The sequence below is a fragment of the Faecalibacterium taiwanense genome, from assembly GCF_036632915.2.
GTDB lineage: Bacteria > Bacillota > Clostridia > Oscillospirales > Ruminococcaceae > Faecalibacterium > Faecalibacterium taiwanense.
This window is the reverse complement of sequence record NZ_CP155552.1, coordinates 690575-707911: the sequence shown is the minus strand read 5'-3', so window position 1 is coordinate 707911 and position 17337 is coordinate 690575. Positions and strand designations below refer to the sequence as shown.

Genomic DNA, 17337 nt, shown 5'->3' with positions numbered 1-17337 from the left:
TTATACTCTTTCGCTCACAAGCTGGAAACCCTCTTTTGCAAGCTCTGCGCGGATCTGCTCGATCTGCTCGGCATCGCGGGTCTCAAGGGTGAGCTTGAGGAAGCAGCTGGAAATGGGCATATTGGGATCGGAGCCATCGTGCTGCACCGACACCACATTGCTGCCGCAGCGGGACACGATCTCGGCCACCTTCTTGAGCTGTCCGGGCTTGTCCTCCAGCGCAATGGTCATGTTCGCCTTGCGGCCGCTCATGACCAGACCACGGGTGATCACGCGGTTGAGGATGTTCACATCGATGTTGCCGCCGGAGACGACGCAGGCCACCTTTTTGCCCTCGACCGGCAGCTTGTGGAACAGCACTGCAGCCACCGGCACGGCTCCGGCACCCTCGGCAACCAGCTTCTGGTTCTCCATCAGCGAAAGGATGGCGGCAGCGGTCTCATCCTCGCTCACGGTCACGATGTCGTCCACATACTGCTCACAGATCTGGTAGGTCAGCTCACCGGGAGTTTTGACCTGAATGCCGTCCGCAAAGGTAGAAACGGCTTTCAGGGTCTGGTACTTATGCTCGTGCAGGCTGCGGTACATGCTGGGTGCACCCTCGGCCTGTACGCCATAGACCTTCACCTCCGGGCGCAGACTCTTGATGGCAAAGGCCACGCCGGAGATCAGGCCGCCGCCGCCCACCGGCACAACGACCGCATCCACATCCGGCAGCTGATCCAGAATTTCCAGACCAATGGTTCCCTGCCCCGCGATGACCTGCTCATCGTCATAGGGGTGGATAAAGGTCATGCCGGTCTCTTCCTGCAGCTCCACAGCCTTGTCGTGGGCATCATCGTAGGTGCCGGGCACCAGACACACCTCTGCGCCCAGATTCTTGGTATTCTCCACCTTCATGATGGGGGCACCATCCGGCATACAGACGATGCTCTTGATGCCGCGGCGGGTAGCAGCCAGCGCCACGCCCTGTGCGTGGTTGCCGGCAGAGCAGGCGATCACGCCCTTGGCGCTCTCCTCCTCGGAAAGCTGGCTGATCTTATAGTAAGCACCGCGCACCTTAAAGCTGCCGGTGGCCTGCAGGTTTTCGGTTTTCAGGTACAGTTGGCAGTCCTTGGAGAGCTTGGGTGCCTCGATGAGGTCGGTCTTGCGGGCAACATCCTTGAGCACAAAGGCTGCATGGTAGATCTTATCCAGAGTCAGCATGGTTTTCTCCCTCTATTTTTATCGTTCCCTGCTCTGCGGCTTTTCCGCTCTCAGAGCCTTTATTTCTGGCTTATTATGCATGTTTCTCAGTATAGGTTAACAAAGTTGATTTGTCAAATGAATTTCCTTCACGCCTGAAACCTAAAAAGAGAACTGCCGCAGGCATACCGCCCACAGCAGTTCTCCGTGTTTTTGTGTTTTTAACGGCCGCGACCACCGCCGCCGCCGTGGCTGCCGCCGCCGCCCATTCCACCGAAGGAGCCGCCGCCGAACGAGCCGCCCCCAAAGGAGCCACCTCCGCGGGAGCCACCGAAGGACCCGCCGCCAAAGCCGCCGCCCATGGGAGGACGGGGCGGACGCCGGTTGTTGTTCCGGGGCGGGCGGGGCCGGTCATTGCGGGGGCCGGGGCCATAGCCCGGGCCGTATCCGGGGCCGAAGCCGGGGCCCGGAGGGGCGGCGGGCCGGGACGGTGCCGGCGGGCCGAACCTGCCATGTAGCCCCATGCGAAGGGACCCCAGTTCCAGCCTGCTGCGTGGCCGATGGGTGCAATGAACACCCGGAACACGAACAGTACGATGATCAGCATCACCATCAGGGACATGAACAGGATCACGATACCCAGAACGACATCCTCAAAGGTAGTGGGGCCGTCGTCCGGCTCCGCGTAGCTGCCATCGTCGTAGCTGCCATTGTTCAGATTTACCCCATAAACACTTGCAATGGTGTCGGCCACATTGTTGGCACAGGTGATTACTGCATCGCTGTAATCGCGGTTAACAAAATCACCTTCCATGGTCTGAGCGAGGGCACTGGCCTGACTTTCCAGCGTGGTGTTGCGGAAGCCGTCGCCGTAGGTCACGTAGTAATCGCCGTCCTCGTAGATGGGCGATTCCATCACCAGCAGGATCAGCACACCGTTGTTCTCGGAAGCCGAGCCGATGCCCCAGGCGTTGAGGGCCTGTGTTGCATAATCCTCAGTGGAATAATTACCCGTATAATCTACAGTCAGTACGCCGATCTGTGCTCCGTTGCAGCTGGACTGCAGCTGGTTGTTCAGATCAACGATGGTCTGGGTAGTGCTGTCGCTCAGGATGTTGGCATCGTCCACCACACATTCGTCTTTGGGCAGGTCCGGCAGGCTGGCGGCGGCAAGGGCCGCCGGGCACAGGGCCGCTGCGCCCACCACAAGGGCCAGCACCAGAGCGCTTACGCGTTTTGCAAAATTTTTCATGCGAAGGGTTCAACCTCCTTTACACCGGCAATGCTGCCCAGCACGCTGGCCGGGAAGCCGCCGGTCTCTTTCTGGTAGTCGTAAACGGCATCGTTGTATTTCAGGGTGCCGATAATGGTAGCCGCACTGTTGAACTGGCCGTACTGGCCCTGCACCGCGCCTATCTTCATGGGGTCTGCGGCCTGCTCCTGCAGCTTTGCGTAGAGCTGATCGATCCGCGACCCCAGCACCTCGTTGGCCTGATACAGCGCATGCATCGTGCTGCCCTGATAATAGGGCAGCGAGGTGAGTGCCTGACTTTTGCCGCCGTTCTGCACGGCTTCCAGACAGGCGGTAAAATCGCTCAGCGCGCTCTGTGCGGCCTGTACCTCGGCACTGTCCGCTCCCAGCGTGCTGCCGGCGGTGGTGATGATGTTTGCCGCCGTGTTCATGCGGGTGGTCAGCTCCTCGTTGAGGTTATAGCCGTTGTCTGCCGCCACACCCACCGTGTACCATTTGCGGACTTCGTTGTACCGGCTGCGCAGCTTGGCGCTGCCAAAGCCCAAAAAGGCCGCCAGCATCACCACCACGCTCAGCGCCAGTGCAGCTGCGCGGGTGGAAAGGGCTGCGGGCAGCTTTGCTTCCAGCCCTGTCAGCTTCTGCTGCAGAGGTGTCAGCGGCACGGCCTGCTCCGGCTGCTTTTGTTCGCGGTAGCTGCCCGCGTCAAAACCGCCGGAAGTGCTGTTCTGTTTTTGCGAAAAATCTGCGTTTGCCATCTCAGCTCCGGATCTCCATCATTTTTGCTTTCAGTTCGTCCTCGATGCGGTTCAGCTCCTGCTCGGCGGCAGCGCGCTTTGCGCGGCCCTCGCTCTGGATCTTGTTCAGCTCGTCCAGCGTCTCGATCAGGCTCTTGTTGGTCTGCTGCAGGGTCTCGATGTCCACCACACCGCGCTGGCTCTCCTTTGCGGTCTCGATGGTACCCATCTTCAGGGCCTCGGCGTTCTTCTTGAGCAGGTCGTTGGTCATGTCGGTCACGGCACGCTCGGCCTGCATGGCCTGCTGGCTGTGGGCCAGACCCAGTGCCAGCACCATCTGGTTCTTCCACAGGGGGATGGTGTTGACGATGGTGGACTGGATCTTTTCCGCCATCATGGTATTGTTGTTCTGCAAAAGGCGGATCTGCGGCCCCATCTGCAGGCTGATGTTGCGGGTCAGCTCCAGATCATAGAGCTTCTTCTCAAAGCGTTCGCACTGGTCGGCCAGATCACGAGCCGCCTGTGCATCCTCCGGCAGGCCGGAAACCTTGGCCTTATCCATGGCCTGCTGCAGCTCGTTTGCGCGCACATCGGCCAGCTTCTTTTTGCCGGCAAGGATATACATGCTCAGCTCCTTGAAGTAGGCCATGTTCAGATCATACATCTTATCCAGCATGGCGATGTCCTTGAGCAGCTGCACCTGATGGCCCTCCAGCATGGACTGGATCTTTTCCACGTTGGTCTCGGCCTTGTTGTACTTCATCTTCATGGCATCCAGCTGGTCGCCCTTCTTCTTGAAGAAGCCCAGAATGCCCTTTTTTCTTCCTCGCCTGCATCAAAGCTCTTCAGCTCACCGATCAGGCTGGTAATCATATCGCCCACTTCGCCCAGATCCTTGGTGGCCACCTTGGAAAGGGCGGCCTCGGAGAAATCGCCGATCTTCTTCTGACAGGCGGAGCCGTACTGCAGCACCTGCTGGCTGTTGGTAATATCGATCTTTTCAGCAAACTGATCCACCATGGCCTGTTCTTCCGGGGTCAGGTTCACCTGCGGCTGCTCCGGTGCGGCAGCTTCCTGCTGGGCGGGTGCTGCCTTTTCCTCTTCTGCCGGGGTGGGGTCCAGCGTCAGGGTGGGTACTGCGGGTGCATCGAGGTCAAAGTTGAATGTATTATCAGCCATAAGAGATTCCTTCCTTTCCAAATACCGTTTACCTTTTTCTTAGCTCAGGCCCTGCCCTTTGAGCATGTTCTGCAGCACCGTGATATCTGCAGAAAGGTCCATGCTCTCGGCGGCGTACAGGGCATCCAGCTGGTTTTCAAACGCCGTGGCAATGGAAGCAGCATTGTGCTCCACCTCGGTACGGATGGCTGCGGCATTCTCGCCGCGCACGCCCTGCTTTGCCAGCTTTGCATACTGCTGCAGAACGTTCACCGCATCCGGCAGGTAATAGTTTGCGAACCTGCGCACCTGCTTTGCCTTTTCCGGGTTTGCTTCCACCGCTTCCACAATGGAGCGGCCCGCCTTTTCCATGCGGGTCATGGCGGCAGAGAGCTGCGGGTCCGGCAGCTGCTCGTTGAGGGTGTGCAGGGTATCCAGTTTCTGCTGGATGTCGGTCAGCATCGCGTCCACATCCTCCACACCGGTGTGGAAAGGCACTTCGTGCTCCACCACCCGGGGCGGGCAGACCTTCTGTGCCGCACCAAAGGCCACAAATGCACCGCCCAGCGCCGCCAGCAGCGCCCACAGCTTATACACCGGCAGTACCGCGCACAATACCAAAAAGACCAGTGCCATTGCATAAAATGGCAGAACGCTGGGCTTTCTGGTGCGGATGATCTTGCTCATGTTTCTTCTCCTTGTCCGGGGCATTGCCCCTTATGTCATCCATAATACCGCACCCCGCGAAAAACGCAAGGCTTTCACGGATAATTTACAACCTGGCCATCATTTGTTGATCCACGGCAAGAGGGCCGCGCCCCAGATTTCGCGCAGCTTTTCCGGGCGGCAGGCAGCGTTTGCCGGGCTGGTGCTGGGCAGCTTTACCGCTGCAATGCCAGACACCGGCTGCAAATACTTTGTATAGATCCGGTATGCGGTGGCTCCGTTGCAGAATACTGCTTCAATGGGTGCCTTTGCCAGCAGAGCGGCAATATCATTCGGCACTGCATCCTTGATGGAAGCGTCCGCTGCGCCGGTGATGGTGCAGCGTTCCAGCGTGTCCCAGAGGGCCAGCCCATGGCGCAGGATGATCTGCTTTTTGGCTTCAATGTCCTCACGGGCAGGCACCGGCTCACCGGTCAGCGCGGCCATCATGGGCCAGAAGCGGTTCTGCGGGTGGCCGTAGTAAAAGGCCATCTCCCGGCTTTTGGGGCTGGGCCATGTGCCAAGGATCAGCGCCCGGCTGTGTTCGTTATACACCGGTTCAAAGCTCATTGTCCGCCTGCACTTTCAATTTTATCCCAAGGCGAGCCAAGGTCGCGGCCGGACGGCTCTGCTCTGGGGCCGTCGAACCACAGCTCATCGATCAGGTCGGCAAGGCCGTCCTCCCGCACATCGCCAATGATGCGGTCGGCGGCAGCCTTTGCGTCCGGCGTGCCGTTTGCCATGCAGCAGCCAAGGCCCGCTGCCTTCAGCATGGCCACATCGTTGGCAGAATCGCCTGCCGCCACGGCATCGGCCAGTGTCAGGCCCATCTTTTCGCACAGGTCGGCAAGGCCCACGCCTTTGTCCATTCCACCGCGCACGATGTCGTAGTAGCACAGGCCGTCGGCATTCTGCGCGCCCACCTGCATCCAGTGCAGGCCCAGATGGCCGTACTTTGCCGCAAAATCTGCCACGTGCTCCGGCGGCACTGCCGCAAAAGCGGCGTGGGGCATGTCGATCAGGTGGCGGTCCTGATCTTCGCCGTCCATACAGTCCAGCCCGATGCTGTTCATCTGCCGGTAGCCCCTGTGCAGATATTCATACTCGCAGTAGGCGTAGCAGGCATCCCTGAAATTGAACTGCAGCGGATAGTTATAATCCTCGCAGAAATCCACCAGCGCGTACATTTCCTCAGCGGTGAGCGGGTGCTCGGCCACGATGCGGCCCTCGCGGTCCACCACACAGGCACCGTTGCAGGTGATGGCATAATCGAACCGGATGCCGCCCAGCTGGCCTTTGAGGTTGACGCACGGATACGCACGTCCGGTGCTGAGCACGAATCTGCCGCCTGCGGCCTGCAGCTTTTTGATGGCTTTTACCACCTTCTGACGCGGCTTGCCCTCGCCAAAGGGCACCAGTGTGTTGTCGTAATCGCTTGCCAGAATCTTATATTGCATTCTATTCTCCCCTATGGAACTGAGTTTTGTACCAGTATACCATACTTTTTTAAAATTGGGGTGCATTTGGGCATAAAAATAAGGCTACTGCACAGAATTCCATGCAATAGCCTTATTTTGTTTCACGATGCTGCTTTCTTTGCAGCTTCTTCTCGTGATCACGCAAACACGGCCACGACCACCTGCATTGCCACGCCGAGGAATGCGCCTGCACCCCATGTCAGGCCGGTGATGAACAGGTTCTGCTTCCACGAAGGATTGGTGCGCCACAGCACCGCAAGGCCCACGCCTGCACCGGTGCAAAGGCCCGCCACCAGACTGGAAAAGCGCAGGGCACCCTCCACATACAGCTGGGTCAGCAGCACGCTGGCGGCGCAGTTGGGGATCAGGCCCACCAGCGCAGCCACTACCGGCTGGAAGAAGCCCATGCTGCCCAGAAGGTCTGCAAACACATCTTCGCCCACGCCTTCCACGATCAGGCCGAACACCAGACTGAACGCAAAAATGAACACAAAGATCTCCAGCGTGTGGCGCAGGGCCGCTTTCCAGATGGGGGCGGGCTTGCCCTCTTCGTCGCTGTGCTCCTCGTGACAGTCCACCTCGTCGGCATGGCCGGTGTAGCCGCCGCGCAGCGATTTGGGCAGCACGCCGCGCAGCACAAAATCCAGCACAAAGCCCACCACAATGGCGTATACCACCTTGATGACCATGAGCACAGCCAGCTTATCCCAGTAGGCCGGCATGGATACCAGCAGCGGGATGGCTTCGTCGCTGGTGGCAAGGTAGACGGCCATCAGGGTGCCCAGCGTGATGACGCGGGAGGAGTAGAAGTTGGACGCAATGGCCGAAAAGCCGCACTGCGGCACACAGCCCAGCACCGCGCCCGGAATCGCGCCCCAGCGCCCGCCGCCTGCCAGCAGTGCTTCAATGCGCTCACCGTGGCGGGTCTCGATATACTCGATCAGAAGATAAGCCAAAAACAGGAAGGGCAGCATCTTGGCGGTATCCACCAGAGATTCGCCCAGAACATCCAGAAACAGTTCCATATACGCTCCTAAAAACGACCGTTCGTCGCTTCATTTTAGTAAATTGCAAATTGGTTGCATTTTTGAACAGGGATGATTATACACGATATTCTCTCCAATTGCAATACCAAATTGCAAATTGATTGCAAATTTATATTATGGAACGCTGCAGCGCGTAAAAAGCGCGATCTTAAATGGTCTCCGCTGATGCTCTGACCATTTTCAGCGGAATTATTATTTTATTTCGCAATTCTGGAAAATCTGCGGATTTTCCAGAATTGCCTTTTCACGGGAGGAGTCATAACCGAAAGCGGAAGCTGCCGCGCTGGTTTTCTGCGGAAACATTCACGCGGCGGAATTAACGTTCTGCCCGCAAGCACAAGCCTTTCCTCCACGACCCCCGCCCATGAAAATGGGGTCCAGAAACACCCGCAGGCGTTTCTGGACCCCAAAATCAAAAATATAATTTCCTTAGCTTATGCGCAAAGCAACGCGGAGCGCATTCAAAATCGTCCCACACAGCAGGAGTCTGCGGTCTGTTTTACCCCTTCATCGGCACAAAGCCCACAAGGTCTTTTACCACCTCGCCGCCGATGATCAGGCCGGCCACCGAGGGCACAAAGGCATTGGAGCCCGGCACCGAACGGCGCTGGGTGCACTTGCGCTGGGTGCCCGGAGGACAGATGCAGTGATACTTGCAGCTGATGGCGTCGTCCTCGATGGGGGTCATGGCAGGCTCCTTGGAGTAGACCACCTTCAGGTGCTTGATTTTGCGCTTGCGGCACTCGGTGCGCATCACCTTGGCCAGCGGGCAGACCGAGGTCTTGTAGATATCGGTCACTTCAAAGCGGGTCGGGTCCATCTTGTTGCCTGCGCCCATGGAGCAGATGATGGGGGTGCCTGCCTCCTTGCACTTCATCACCAGCGCCAGCTTGCCGGTAACGGTGTCAATGGCATCCACCACATAGTCGTACTGGGTAAAGTCGAACTGGTCCTGTGTTTCCGGGCCAAAGAAGCACCGGTGGGTGGTCACCCTGATGTCCGGGTCAATGTCGTGGATGCGCTGCGCAGCCACATCTACCTTATATTGCCCTACCGTGCTGCGGGTGGCGATGATCTGGCGGTTGAGGTTGGTCAGGCAGACCTTATCATCATCGATCAGATCCAGTGCCCCCACGCCGCTGCGCGCCAGCGCTTCCACCGTGTAGCCGCCCACGCCGCCGATGCCGAACACCGCCACGCGGGAATTGTGCAGTTTTTCCATAGCTTCCGCGCCCAGCAGCAACTGCGTGCGGGAATACTGATTTTGCATTTTGTTCTCCTTGTTACTTTTCCACTCTCGTAATGGTGCCGCCGCCCAGCACGGTGTCGCCCTGATACAGCACCACGGCCTGACCGGGCGTAGGGGCGCGCTGGGGCTGGTCAAATTCCAGCCGGAAGCCGCACTCCGCCGGGTAGACGGTGGCGGCCTGCTCCACCTGATGGTACCGGGTGCGGGCTGTGACCCGCAGCGGCCCGGTCAACTCCGGAATGGCGATCCAGTTCACCTCGTCCGCATACACGATGCGGTCGAACAGCATCTCCTCCGGCCCTACCGTGACGGTGTTTGCCTGCATGTCCTTGCCGCAGACGTACACAGGTGCCCCCATGGCAAGGCCCAGCCCCTTGCGCTGGCCGATGGTGTACCGCACCGCGCCGTTGTGGGTGCCCACCACCCTGCCGCTCTCGTCCAGAAAATCACCTGCCGGGTAGTGTTTGCCGGTGAAGTCCTCCATAAAGCGGGCATAGTCGCCATCCGGCACGAAGCAGATGTCCTGACTGTCGTGCTTGCGGGCATTGACAAATTTGTGCTGCTCCGCGATCTCGCGCACCTCAGTCTTGTGCAGGCCGCCCAGCGGCAGACGGATATGCGCCAGCTGCTCCTGAGTGAGGTTGTAGAGCACGTAGCTCTGGTCCTTGCCCTCGTCCAGCCCCTTTTTGAGCAGGAAACGGCCGGTGGCCTCGTCCTGCTCCACCCGGGCATAGTGGCCCGTGACCACATACTCCATGCCGTGTGCCCGGGCCCAGTCCAGCAGATGGCGGAACTTCATATATTTATTGCAGTCGATGCAGGGGTTCGGCGTGCCGCCCGCCTCATACACGCGGACGAATTTTTCAATGATCTGTTCCCGGAAGTCGGCCGTGAAATCCAGCACCTCGTACGGGATATCCATGGCATACGCCACCTCTGCCGCGTCCTCGATGTCCTTTTCCGAGCAGCAGGTGTGAAAGCCGGACTGTCCCAGCGTTTCGTTGCGGGTGAGCCGCATGGTGATGCCGGTGCAGTCATAGCCTGCCTGCTGCATGAGCCATGCCGCCACCGAGCTGTCCACGCCGCCGCTCATGGCAATGAGGGCACGCGGCTTTGAATCAGGGGTCTGTGTGGTCATAAGTTCTCCTTTGGTGCATTCAACACACTAAAACAGTAGTATAATAGTAACTCTGAAAAAAGAGCTTGTCAAGACGCAGCGAGCTGCTGCACTGCGGCCAGCAGGGCTTGCCGCTCGTTGGGATATTCTTCCCGGATCACACCGTCCAGCAGCGCTTCCAGCACTTTGCGGATGCCCGGCCCCGCCGGGATGCCTGCTGCCATCAGATCACGGCCATTCACAGCCAGCTGGCTGACGCGGCAGCACACGCCGTCCGCATCCAATCGTTCGGCCAATTCGGAAAGTGCAGCAAAATCAGCCGCGTGTTCCGGCTGCAGGGCTGTGCCCAGTGCTGCCAAACGCTGCACGGTACACAAGTTATATTTGCCCAGTAGTCGGCGGGCGTAGATAGTAAAGTCGGGTGTGACGGTAGTTTCTCTGAGGACCGTCCGCTGGGGTGGGACCCTGTTGCCGAAGGCAATAGGGCGGGCGATGGAATGGCCTGCAACAGCAACGACCGCCGCCAGTGGCGGAAACAGGAAGTTGCTGTTGGGACAGCGGCCAGCAGGATGCGAGTGCTGCTCAAAGCACGAAGCATCCGCTGGGTGCCGCAACCCGTACTCGTGTCCGAAGAGAAAGCTACCGTCACGCCTTCTGGCTTCCCGCACCAACACCGCAGCCTCTTCAATCAAGGCATTGGAGCAGCGCAGGCGCCTGAGGGTGCGGCGGGTGCCGCCCTCGCCAAGGCTCAGCAGCAGCGCCGCCAGCCGGATGGGCAGAGCCGCCCCCGCCGGGCAGGCATCCACCACCGGCTTTGCCGCCGCCAGTGCCTCCGATGAAAGCTCCGGCAGAATAACAAGCAGTATTTTTTTGTCAAGATATGCCGCAGGGGCGGGTGCGGCCAGCAGTTTTGCAAGCTCTTCCTCGATGCGCTCCACCGATACGCAGTCCAGATGGGCACACAGCTCCTGTGCCGCCTGCGCCGTGGGCGGGTCGATGGCAAAGCCAAACCGGGCTGCGAAGCGGTACAGCCGCAGGATGCGCAGCGCGTCCTCGGTGAACCGCTGGCGGGGCACACCCACCGCCCGTACGATGCCGCTTTGCAGATCGGCCTGCCCGCCAAAGGGGTCCACAAGGCCCTCTTTTTCATTGTAGGCCATGGCGTTGATGGTAAAATCCCGCCGGGCCAGGTCCTCCCGCACATCCGGCACAAAGTGCACCTCGTCCGGGTGGCGGCCATCTGTGTAGGTGCCTTCTGTACGGAAGGTGGTGATCTCGTAAAGGGCACCGCTCTGCTTCACCGTTACCGTGCCGTGCTGCAGGCCGGTGGGGATGCACCGCTGCGCGCCGAACAGCTCCATCACCTGCTGCGGCAGAGCACTGGTGCACAGGTCCCAGTCGTGCGGTGTAAGGCCCAGCAGACTGTCCCGCACGCAGCCGCCCACCACGTAGGCTGCATAGCCCGCCCTGTGCAGGGTGTCCAGCAGCTCTGCCGCACCCTCGTCCATCCGGATGGTCATGGCTGTGCCTCCTCGTACTGCAGGGTGATGCTTTTGCCGTCAAAGCCGCACTCCGCCGCCGGGAAGATGCTCTGTGCCTGCGCGGCATACTCCTCCGGGTCGGTGATCATGGGGGAATAATGGGTCAGCCAAAGCCGCTTTGCCCTCGCCTGCGCGGCAAGGGATGCACTCTGCCCAAAGGTGCTGTGCCCCCACTGACGGGCCTGGTCTTCCTGCTCCGGAAGGGCATAGGTGGCATCGCATATCAGCAGGTCTGCGTCATGCGCCGCCTGCAAATAATACGTGCAGGGGGCCGTATCGCCGGAAAATACCACGCTCAACCCCTTGCGCGGGGCGCCCAGCACCTGCGCAGGCTGCACCGTTCTGCCCTCCACGGCAACGCTCTGCCCTTTCTGCAGCAGCTTCCATTGCTGCACCGGCACCCCCAGCGCCCGGGCCTGCTCCGGCGAGAATTTGCCTGCACGGGGCAGCTCCAGCCGGTAGCCAAGGCTTTTTACCCGGTGCTTTGTGGCAAACGGCACCAGCCGCGCACCGGCAGGCCAGCCCTCGCTCAGCGCATCCAGCGCCAGCGGCTGGCCCGGCATAAGCACCTGCGGCTTCACCGGATAGGGCAGCGGGCCGGTCAGTGCCCGCACCGCCGCCCAGATATCCGGCAGGCCCTCCGGACCCAGCAGCGCAAGCGGCCTTGTGCGGCCCTGCGCCCCCAGAGTCTGCAAAAGGCCCGGCAGACCAAAGATGTGGTCGCCATGGTAGTGGGTCAGGCAGATGGCATCTGCCCGCATCAGGTTCACGCCTGCCCGGTGTGCCGCTGCCTGAGTGCCCTCGCCGCAGTCCCACAGCAGGCCGTGGCCGCCGCAGGCAGCAAACGCCGCCGAGAGTGCCCGGTCCGGCAGTGGCATGGTAGCCGCAGTGCCCAGCAGTGTAATGGTCAGCATAAAATCGTTCTCCCTGCACAGTAGATTTCGATATTTTATTGTACCACAGCCCAGCACGTTGCACAATCACTGCTGGCCGCGCATAGCATGGGCCAGCACAGCAAAAAGGGGCAGCGGGATGAGACGCAAAAAGGGGATCCTTTTTCCGGCAGGCCGCACAGCGGCCTTGGATGGGTGCTTCTGCTCGCCGCACTGGCCCTGTTTCTGCTGGCCGGTGCGCCCGGCTGCATGGCCCAGCGGATGGCGTGGTCTGCCCGGGGAACGATGATCTTTCTGCCCAGCGGGTTTTGAAAAAATGGGAGCATCCTGCTGCACAGAACGCTCCCATTTTTCTTTTTACTTTCCATCCGAATAGGGCAGCTGGCCGGTCAGGGTCAGCGTTTCGGCAAGTTCGTCCTCCGAGCGGAACCGCCACGCCGCCGCTCCCACGGCCACATAGCAGGCATCGGCACGACCCTCCGGTGTAACGGCAAGGATCATCGTTTCACCGTCGCCCACCCCCGTTACCATGCCATCCGCACTCACAGTTGCCACGCCCGGATTGCTGCTGAGCCATGTCATCGTTCCGTTTTTGGTGCCTGCAGCCTGCGCGGTCAGCTTCTGACTGGCTCCCACTGCCTGCAGCAACATGGCATTTTTGCTCATCTGCACCCGTCCGATCTCCGATGTGACCGTTACCGTGCAGCGCAGCACCTGCCCGGCTGTGGTCAGTGCGCTGATGACGGCCTTGCCGGACCCCTGCGCCTTTACGGTACCGTTTGTGCTTACCGATGCCACCGCCGGGTTGCTGCTGACCCACTGCCGCACATAGGTAAACCCGCCTTTGTTCTGTTCCAGCTTCAGCTGTTTCGTCGGGGCAGGCTCCTGCTCTGTAATGGTAAGCGTCAGATCGCTGGTGTTCAGCACCAAGCGGCTGGCTGTGCTTTTGCGCACCGTGATGGTACAGGTGGTCTTTTCGCCGCGCTCATTGCGGGCCGTGACGGCCGCAGTGCCCTCGGCATGGCCGGTCACCCTGCCGGTGCCGTCCACCGATGCCACTGCCGGATCACTGGAAGTCCAGATCAGAAAGAAGTAGTCGTTGGGTGCCTGCACATTCAGGTAGGCCACCGGGGCCGGGTCTCCTTCGGTGATATCCAGCGTCAGTTCGGCAGTGTCCAATGTCATGCCGCTGTCCGGCAGCGGCTGCCCCTGCGCAGCATAGGCCGACAAGGCCCCGGCTGCAAACAGTTCTGCGCACAGCACCACTGCACAAACACACGCTTTGAACCCCTGCTTCATGGGCTTTGCCCTCCCCGCCTGCTTTGCTGCAAGATCCTTTAAATATTCCTGTCTCCGTATTATTTTACACGCAGTGCAAAACCGGGTCAAGTTTTTTGCCCATTCTGCCGGGCAGCTGAGCCTTATTTTGTGGAGAATAATAAAATCCGCTTTTCAATTTTGTACAAAACGCCGCCGCACCCGGCAAACCGGATGCGGCGGCGCTGTTCTGCTTTTGAATTTTCAGCTTAGTAGTTGATCTTTTTCAGCTCAAAGTAGCTCTGCGGATGTGCGCACACCGGGCACTTGAGCGGTGCGGACTTGCCGATATAGGTGTAGCCGCAGTTCCGGCACTGCCATACCTGCTGCTCCTCGCGGGCAAAGACCTTGTTGTTTTTCAGGTTTTCGGCCAGCGCACGGTAGCGCTCCTCGTGCTCCTTCTCGATCTGTGCCACCATGGTGAACAGTGCTGCGATCTGAGGGAAGCCCTCTTCTTTGGCCTCCTTGGCCATGCGGGGGTACATCTCGGTCCACTCGTCGTGCTCACCGCCTGCTGCCATGTCCAGACAAGTCAGGGTATCGGGGATCGCGCCGCCGCACAGTAGCTTGAACCAGATCTTTGCGTGCTCCTTCTCATTGCCGGCGGTCTCCTCAAAGATCGCGGCCAGCTGCTCGTAGCCTTCTTTTTTTGCCATGCTGGCAAAGAAAGTGTACTTGTTGCGTGCCTGGCTCTCGCCTGCAAACGCTTCCATCAGATTTTTCTCGGTTTTGGTACCCTTCAGTTCCATGATGCTCTCCTTTCAAAAACGGATCTTCTGTCAGGATCGACCGATCCCGGCTCTATCATTCAGCCCGGCGGTAATTTTTTCGCCTGCGGCTCAGGTTCTGAACAGAGTATACCATATTTTTTGAGAGAAATCAAGAATAGTTCCTATTTATTCTGAGAATATTTCTCAGTTATGCTGTTTCAGTGCACACACAGCAATGCTCAGGGCGCTCCACGCTGCCTGATACATCAGCACCGTTGCCACCGAAAGCTCCCAGATGCTGCCCGCACTGGTGAGCAGCGCTGCAATGATAATGGAGAACAGCACCGAGACCATCTGTACCGTGGTGGCGCTGCTCTCGGCGTTCTGGGCCTGATCCGCAGCCTGAAGGCCGCCGGTCAGGCTGGCAAACGCCTTGAGATGGATCATGCAGCAGGTGTCCTCCGGGTCTGCCGGTGCGGCCTTGATGGCGTTGCACTGCTCCTGATCCAGCACGGTGATCATGCCTTCCGGCAGGCGGTATGCTTCGGTAATGTGGTGTGCAGTCAGACTGGGGTCCTGGCATGTGACCAACAGGCGGATGTTCTCCTTTTGCAGCACGGCAAGGCCGCGGGCCACATTGCGCCCGCCCACATATTTCAGCACGAACATAGCGTGCAGGTTGCCGGACACAGCCAGATACAAAATTTGCAGCTCGCCGTTCTTCGAGTGCTGCATCTCGTATTCCTCGTCCGGCAGTGGCACGCCCTCCTGCTCCAGATAGCGGCGGGTACCAATGAGGATGCGGTTGTTATCGCACCAGGCGGAAAAGCCCAGCCCATGGTGCTGCTCCAGATCCTTGACCGGGAACAGGATGTCTGTGCGTTCCTCAACGATCTGGCGGAACAGCCCCTTCAGGGTGCCGTGGCTCTCGTTCAACACGCTGGCCGCGTACAGGATGGCGCGGTCGATGCGGCCGCCCTTGAAGATGCGGATGTCCTCCAGCTGTGCGCTGTCGGCGGTGAACAGGTCATCTGCATCGATCTGCAGCGTATCAATGCCGCCCAGCTGCTCAATGGCCTGCCAACCGGGCACAACTGCGCCCACAGCCGCAGCCGCACGCTGCAGCCGTAGCGAGGCAACGCCCGCGATCAAGGTAGAAGAAAGCGGTGCGCCCATGCACAGCACAGCTGCCATGGCAGCCGCAGCTTTGTTCCAGCCGGCACCTGCCAGCAGGAACAGCACGCCGCTGAGCAGGGCAACGCCCAGCAGGATGTACGAAACTTTGCGTGCACGGCGCTCGCTTGCGCGTTCGCTCAAGCTCTGCTCCACAAAGCCGTCAGCTTCCTTCATCGGGCGGCTCAGCAGCACCCAGGGGTCCTTCTGTTCCAGATCCCGTGCAAGGGCGCGCAGCAGGTCTTTGTCCTTGGCGCGGTAAGCGCCCTCGAACTCCACACCATTGGTCACCAGCTCATAGCCGCCCTTGACAGCAGCCAGCATCACCCGGCTGCCCAGCAGCGCAAGGAACAGCCCCAGCGCGGCCATGCCGCTGAGCAGCGAGATGCCGGTGGTGCCGCGGTAAACATTTGCGTTCAGCATGGCTGTAACCGCCTGCACCAGCGCTGCTACTGCGGCCAGCGCCGGCATCGTCTCGGAAGAAGACCGTCCGCGCAGGCCGTTCAGGCCGTCGCGCAGCACCGGGAAGCCCACGCACAGGCTTGCAGCCAGCAGCAGCAGGTTTGCACCATAGAATGCCGCCGGGGCAGCGTCCGGGTCCAGCGCCGCCATGGCGGGCAGCAGCCCATCCGACACCAAACCAAAATGCAGCAGCACCACAGCCAGAATGCCGCCCAGCACGCAGCGCAGCGTCAGCTCTGCGTTCATGCGGTGCAGCTTATCCGCCGTGGCCTCCGGCTCGGTCAGCTCCGTTTCGGCATGTTCCTCCGGAGACACCGCGTCCTCCGCCTCAGCTTTCAGTTCCGGCTGTGGCGCAGCGGGTGCCTTCTCCGGTGCCTGCTGCGGCTCTTCACCGTCCAGCGGCAGCAGCGGCAGACTCATGGTATCCTCTTTTGCGGCAGGCTCCTCTGCCGGGGCCAAAGGTGCCTGCGGTGCGTCCTCGCTCTGCGCCTTGCCAAAGAAATCGGCCACCGGCTGCTTTTCCGGCTGCTCCGTTTTTTCCGGCTGCGGCACAGGTTCCGGCTGCAGCTCCGGTACCGTCTCCTTTACCGCTGCAAACACAGCCGCGGGCAGCGGTGCACCGGACGGTTTCTTTTTGCTTTCAGCCGGTTCAGTTTCTGCTGCCGGGGCTGCTTCGGCCCTCGGTGCAGGCTTTTCCGGCTTCTGGTCGCTCAGGCCGTTGATCATCGCCTTGAGCTGTGCCATCTCCTGCTGCTCCTGCTCTTCCTGCGGCAGCAGCACCTCCGGCGCATTCTTGGGGTGCCGGAGAGGCTTTGCCGTGCTGTGCTGCTCTGCGGGTCTTGCCGCCGGGACAGCGCTCTGCCGGGGTGTTTCCGGCTTCACTGCCGCCGGGGGTCCGCCGTTTGCGGTGCAGATTTTTCCTCCGGCTTTTTGGCGGGTGCTTCCGGCTGTGCATCCTCTGCTTCCTTCTCCAGAAAAGGCCACGGGGCCAGTTCCTGTTCCGGGTCTGCCTCCGGCTTCAGCATCAGTTCCAGATCCGCTTCCGGTTCCGGCTGCGCATCCTCACCCAGCCGCACCTCACCGGTTGGCATTTCCTGCGGCTGCTCTGCTGCAGCTTCGTCAGTCTCCTGCTTTTCCTTACCACGGCCAAACAGGCCAAACCGTTTCTGCGGCTTTTCCTCCGGCTGGTTTTCGTCCCTCCGGGTCATCTCCTCCGGGATATCCACCGCCGTGGTGCTGAAAAAGGAGCGGAACTTTTCATCCGGGGTCATTTCCCGGCCATTATTTTTATCTTTCGGCATTCTTGTCCCTCCTGTA

General features: G+C 60.1%; 16 protein-coding genes and 1 pseudogene. All 17 read right to left on the bottom strand.

Going from position 1 to position 17337, the window contains the following annotated elements; genetic code table 11:
* The 17 genes and pseudogenes from ilvA to PXT33_RS03405 all read right to left on the bottom strand — a co-directional run bounded on the left by ilvA (position 1) and on the right by PXT33_RS03405 (position 17321).
* Positions 1-1206 carry a threonine ammonia-lyase gene (gene ilvA / locus PXT33_RS03485; RefSeq protein ID WP_005942203.1) on the bottom strand — a complete coding sequence of 402 codons (1206 nt, stop codon included), beginning with the start codon at positions 1204-1206 and terminating at the stop codon, positions 1-3.
* A gap of 73 nt (positions 1207-1279) precedes the next feature.
* Positions 1280-2437 (bottom strand): TPM domain-containing protein, encoded by a 1158-nt coding sequence (locus tag PXT33_RS03480; protein ID WP_347070479.1) that lies wholly within the window; start codon positions 2435-2437, stop codon positions 1280-1282.
* Complete coding sequence (locus PXT33_RS03475; RefSeq protein WP_332375961.1) at positions 2434-3192, bottom strand: LemA; 759 nt, start codon at positions 3190-3192, stop codon at positions 2434-2436. The genes PXT33_RS03480 and PXT33_RS03475 overlap by 4 nt, the downstream gene beginning before the upstream one ends.
* A 1-nt stretch (position 3193) precedes the next feature.
* Positions 3194-4350 (bottom strand): annotated as a pseudogene (locus PXT33_RS03470) (toxic anion resistance protein).
* Positions 4351-4389: 39 nt separating this feature from the next.
* Positions 4390-5016, bottom strand: coding sequence for a 5-bromo-4-chloroindolyl phosphate hydrolysis family protein (locus PXT33_RS03465; RefSeq protein ID WP_005941432.1), 627 nt, complete (start codon positions 5014-5016; stop codon positions 4390-4392).
* Positions 5017-5115: 99 nt separating this feature from the next.
* The gene (locus tag PXT33_RS03460; RefSeq protein ID WP_005941430.1) at positions 5116-5604 is read right to left on the bottom strand and encodes a DNA-deoxyinosine glycosylase; all 489 of its coding nucleotides are present in this window, start codon (positions 5602-5604) and stop codon (positions 5116-5118) included.
* Entirely contained in the window at positions 5601-6491 is an 891-nt protein-coding gene (locus PXT33_RS03455; RefSeq protein ID WP_332375960.1) for an HAD family hydrolase, read from the bottom strand. Before PXT33_RS03455 ends, PXT33_RS03460 begins: the two co-directional genes overlap by 4 nt.
* Before the next feature lie 158 nt (positions 6492-6649).
* On the bottom strand, positions 6650-7537 hold the full coding sequence (locus PXT33_RS03450; protein WP_005941425.1) for a putative manganese transporter: 888 nt from the start codon (positions 7535-7537) through the stop codon (positions 6650-6652).
* 520 nt (positions 7538-8057) lie between these two features.
* Complete coding sequence (locus tag PXT33_RS03445) at positions 8058-8828, bottom strand: ThiF family adenylyltransferase (protein WP_097780951.1); 771 nt, start codon at positions 8826-8828, stop codon at positions 8058-8060.
* A 13-nt stretch (positions 8829-8841) separates the two neighbouring features.
* Positions 8842-9945: a tRNA 2-thiouridine(34) synthase MnmA gene (mnmA, locus tag PXT33_RS03440; RefSeq protein ID WP_097774043.1), complete on the bottom strand. Its 1104-nt coding sequence runs from the start codon at positions 9943-9945 to the stop codon at positions 8842-8844.
* Between the two features lie 68 nt (positions 9946-10013).
* A complete protein-coding gene (locus PXT33_RS03435; RefSeq protein ID WP_347070478.1) occupies positions 10014-11444 on the bottom strand; it encodes a tRNA nucleotidyltransferase in 1431 nt (476 codons plus the stop codon).
* Entirely contained in the window at positions 11441-12379 is a 939-nt protein-coding gene (locus PXT33_RS03430; protein ID WP_332375958.1) for a ribonuclease Z, read from the bottom strand. Before PXT33_RS03430 ends, PXT33_RS03435 begins: the two co-directional genes overlap by 4 nt.
* A gap of 66 nt (positions 12380-12445) precedes the next feature.
* The gene (locus PXT33_RS03425) at positions 12446-12694 is read right to left on the bottom strand and encodes a hypothetical protein (RefSeq protein ID WP_347070477.1); all 249 of its coding nucleotides are present in this window, start codon (positions 12692-12694) and stop codon (positions 12446-12448) included.
* A 21-nt stretch (positions 12695-12715) separates the two neighbouring features.
* On the bottom strand, positions 12716-13657 hold the full coding sequence (locus PXT33_RS03420) for an Ig-like domain-containing protein (protein WP_332375957.1): 942 nt from the start codon (positions 13655-13657) through the stop codon (positions 12716-12718).
* Positions 13658-13884: 227 nt separating this feature from the next.
* Positions 13885-14424 carry a rubrerythrin gene (gene rbr, locus PXT33_RS03415; protein WP_005941401.1) on the bottom strand — a complete coding sequence of 180 codons (540 nt, stop codon included), beginning with the start codon at positions 14422-14424 and terminating at the stop codon, positions 13885-13887.
* A gap of 165 nt (positions 14425-14589) precedes the next feature.
* The gene (locus PXT33_RS03410) at positions 14590-16902 is read right to left on the bottom strand and encodes a cell envelope biogenesis protein OmpA (protein WP_347070476.1); all 2313 of its coding nucleotides are present in this window, start codon (positions 16900-16902) and stop codon (positions 14590-14592) included.
* On the bottom strand, positions 16899-17321 hold the full coding sequence (locus PXT33_RS03405) for a hypothetical protein (RefSeq protein WP_347070475.1): 423 nt from the start codon (positions 17319-17321) through the stop codon (positions 16899-16901). The genes PXT33_RS03410 and PXT33_RS03405 overlap by 4 nt, the downstream gene beginning before the upstream one ends.
* Positions 17322-17337 lie beyond the last annotated feature (16 nt).

Bases quoted from the DNA above. Each gene is read 5' to 3' on its own strand.
- ilvA (WP_005942203.1), bottom strand. From the start codon at position 1,206: ATGCTGACTCTGGATAAGATCTACCATGCAGCCTTTGTGCTCAAGGAT.
- PXT33_RS03480 (WP_347070479.1), bottom strand. From the start codon at position 2,437: ATGAAAAATTTTGCAAAACGCGTAAGCGCTCTGGTGCTGGCCCTTGTG.
- PXT33_RS03475 (WP_332375961.1), bottom strand. From the start codon at position 3,192: ATGGCAAACGCAGATTTTTCGCAAAAACAGAACAGCACTTCCGGCGGT.
- PXT33_RS03465 (WP_005941432.1), bottom strand. From the start codon at position 5,016: ATGAGCAAGATCATCCGCACCAGAAAGCCCAGCGTTCTGCCATTTTAT.
- PXT33_RS03460 (WP_005941430.1), bottom strand. From the start codon at position 5,604: ATGAGCTTTGAACCGGTGTATAACGAACACAGCCGGGCGCTGATCCTT.
- PXT33_RS03455 (WP_332375960.1), bottom strand. From the start codon at position 6,491: ATGCAATATAAGATTCTGGCAAGCGATTACGACAACACACTGGTGCCC.
- PXT33_RS03450 (WP_005941425.1), bottom strand. From the start codon at position 7,537: ATGGAACTGTTTCTGGATGTTCTGGGCGAATCTCTGGTGGATACCGCC.
- PXT33_RS03445 (WP_097780951.1), bottom strand. From the start codon at position 8,828: ATGCAAAATCAGTATTCCCGCACGCAGTTGCTGCTGGGCGCGGAAGCT.
- mnmA (WP_097774043.1), bottom strand. From the start codon at position 9,945: ATGACCACACAGACCCCTGATTCAAAGCCGCGTGCCCTCATTGCCATG.
- PXT33_RS03435 (WP_347070478.1), bottom strand. From the start codon at position 11,444: ATGACCATCCGGATGGACGAGGGTGCGGCAGAGCTGCTGGACACCCTG.
- PXT33_RS03430 (WP_332375958.1), bottom strand. From the start codon at position 12,379: ATGCTGACCATTACACTGCTGGGCACTGCGGCTACCATGCCACTGCCG.
- PXT33_RS03420 (WP_332375957.1), bottom strand. From the start codon at position 13,657: ATGAAGCAGGGGTTCAAAGCGTGTGTTTGTGCAGTGGTGCTGTGCGCA.
- rbr (WP_005941401.1), bottom strand. From the start codon at position 14,424: ATGGAACTGAAGGGTACCAAAACCGAGAAAAATCTGATGGAAGCGTTT.
- PXT33_RS03405 (WP_347070475.1), bottom strand. From the start codon at position 17,321: ATGCCGAAAGATAAAAATAATGGCCGGGAAATGACCCCGGATGAAAAG.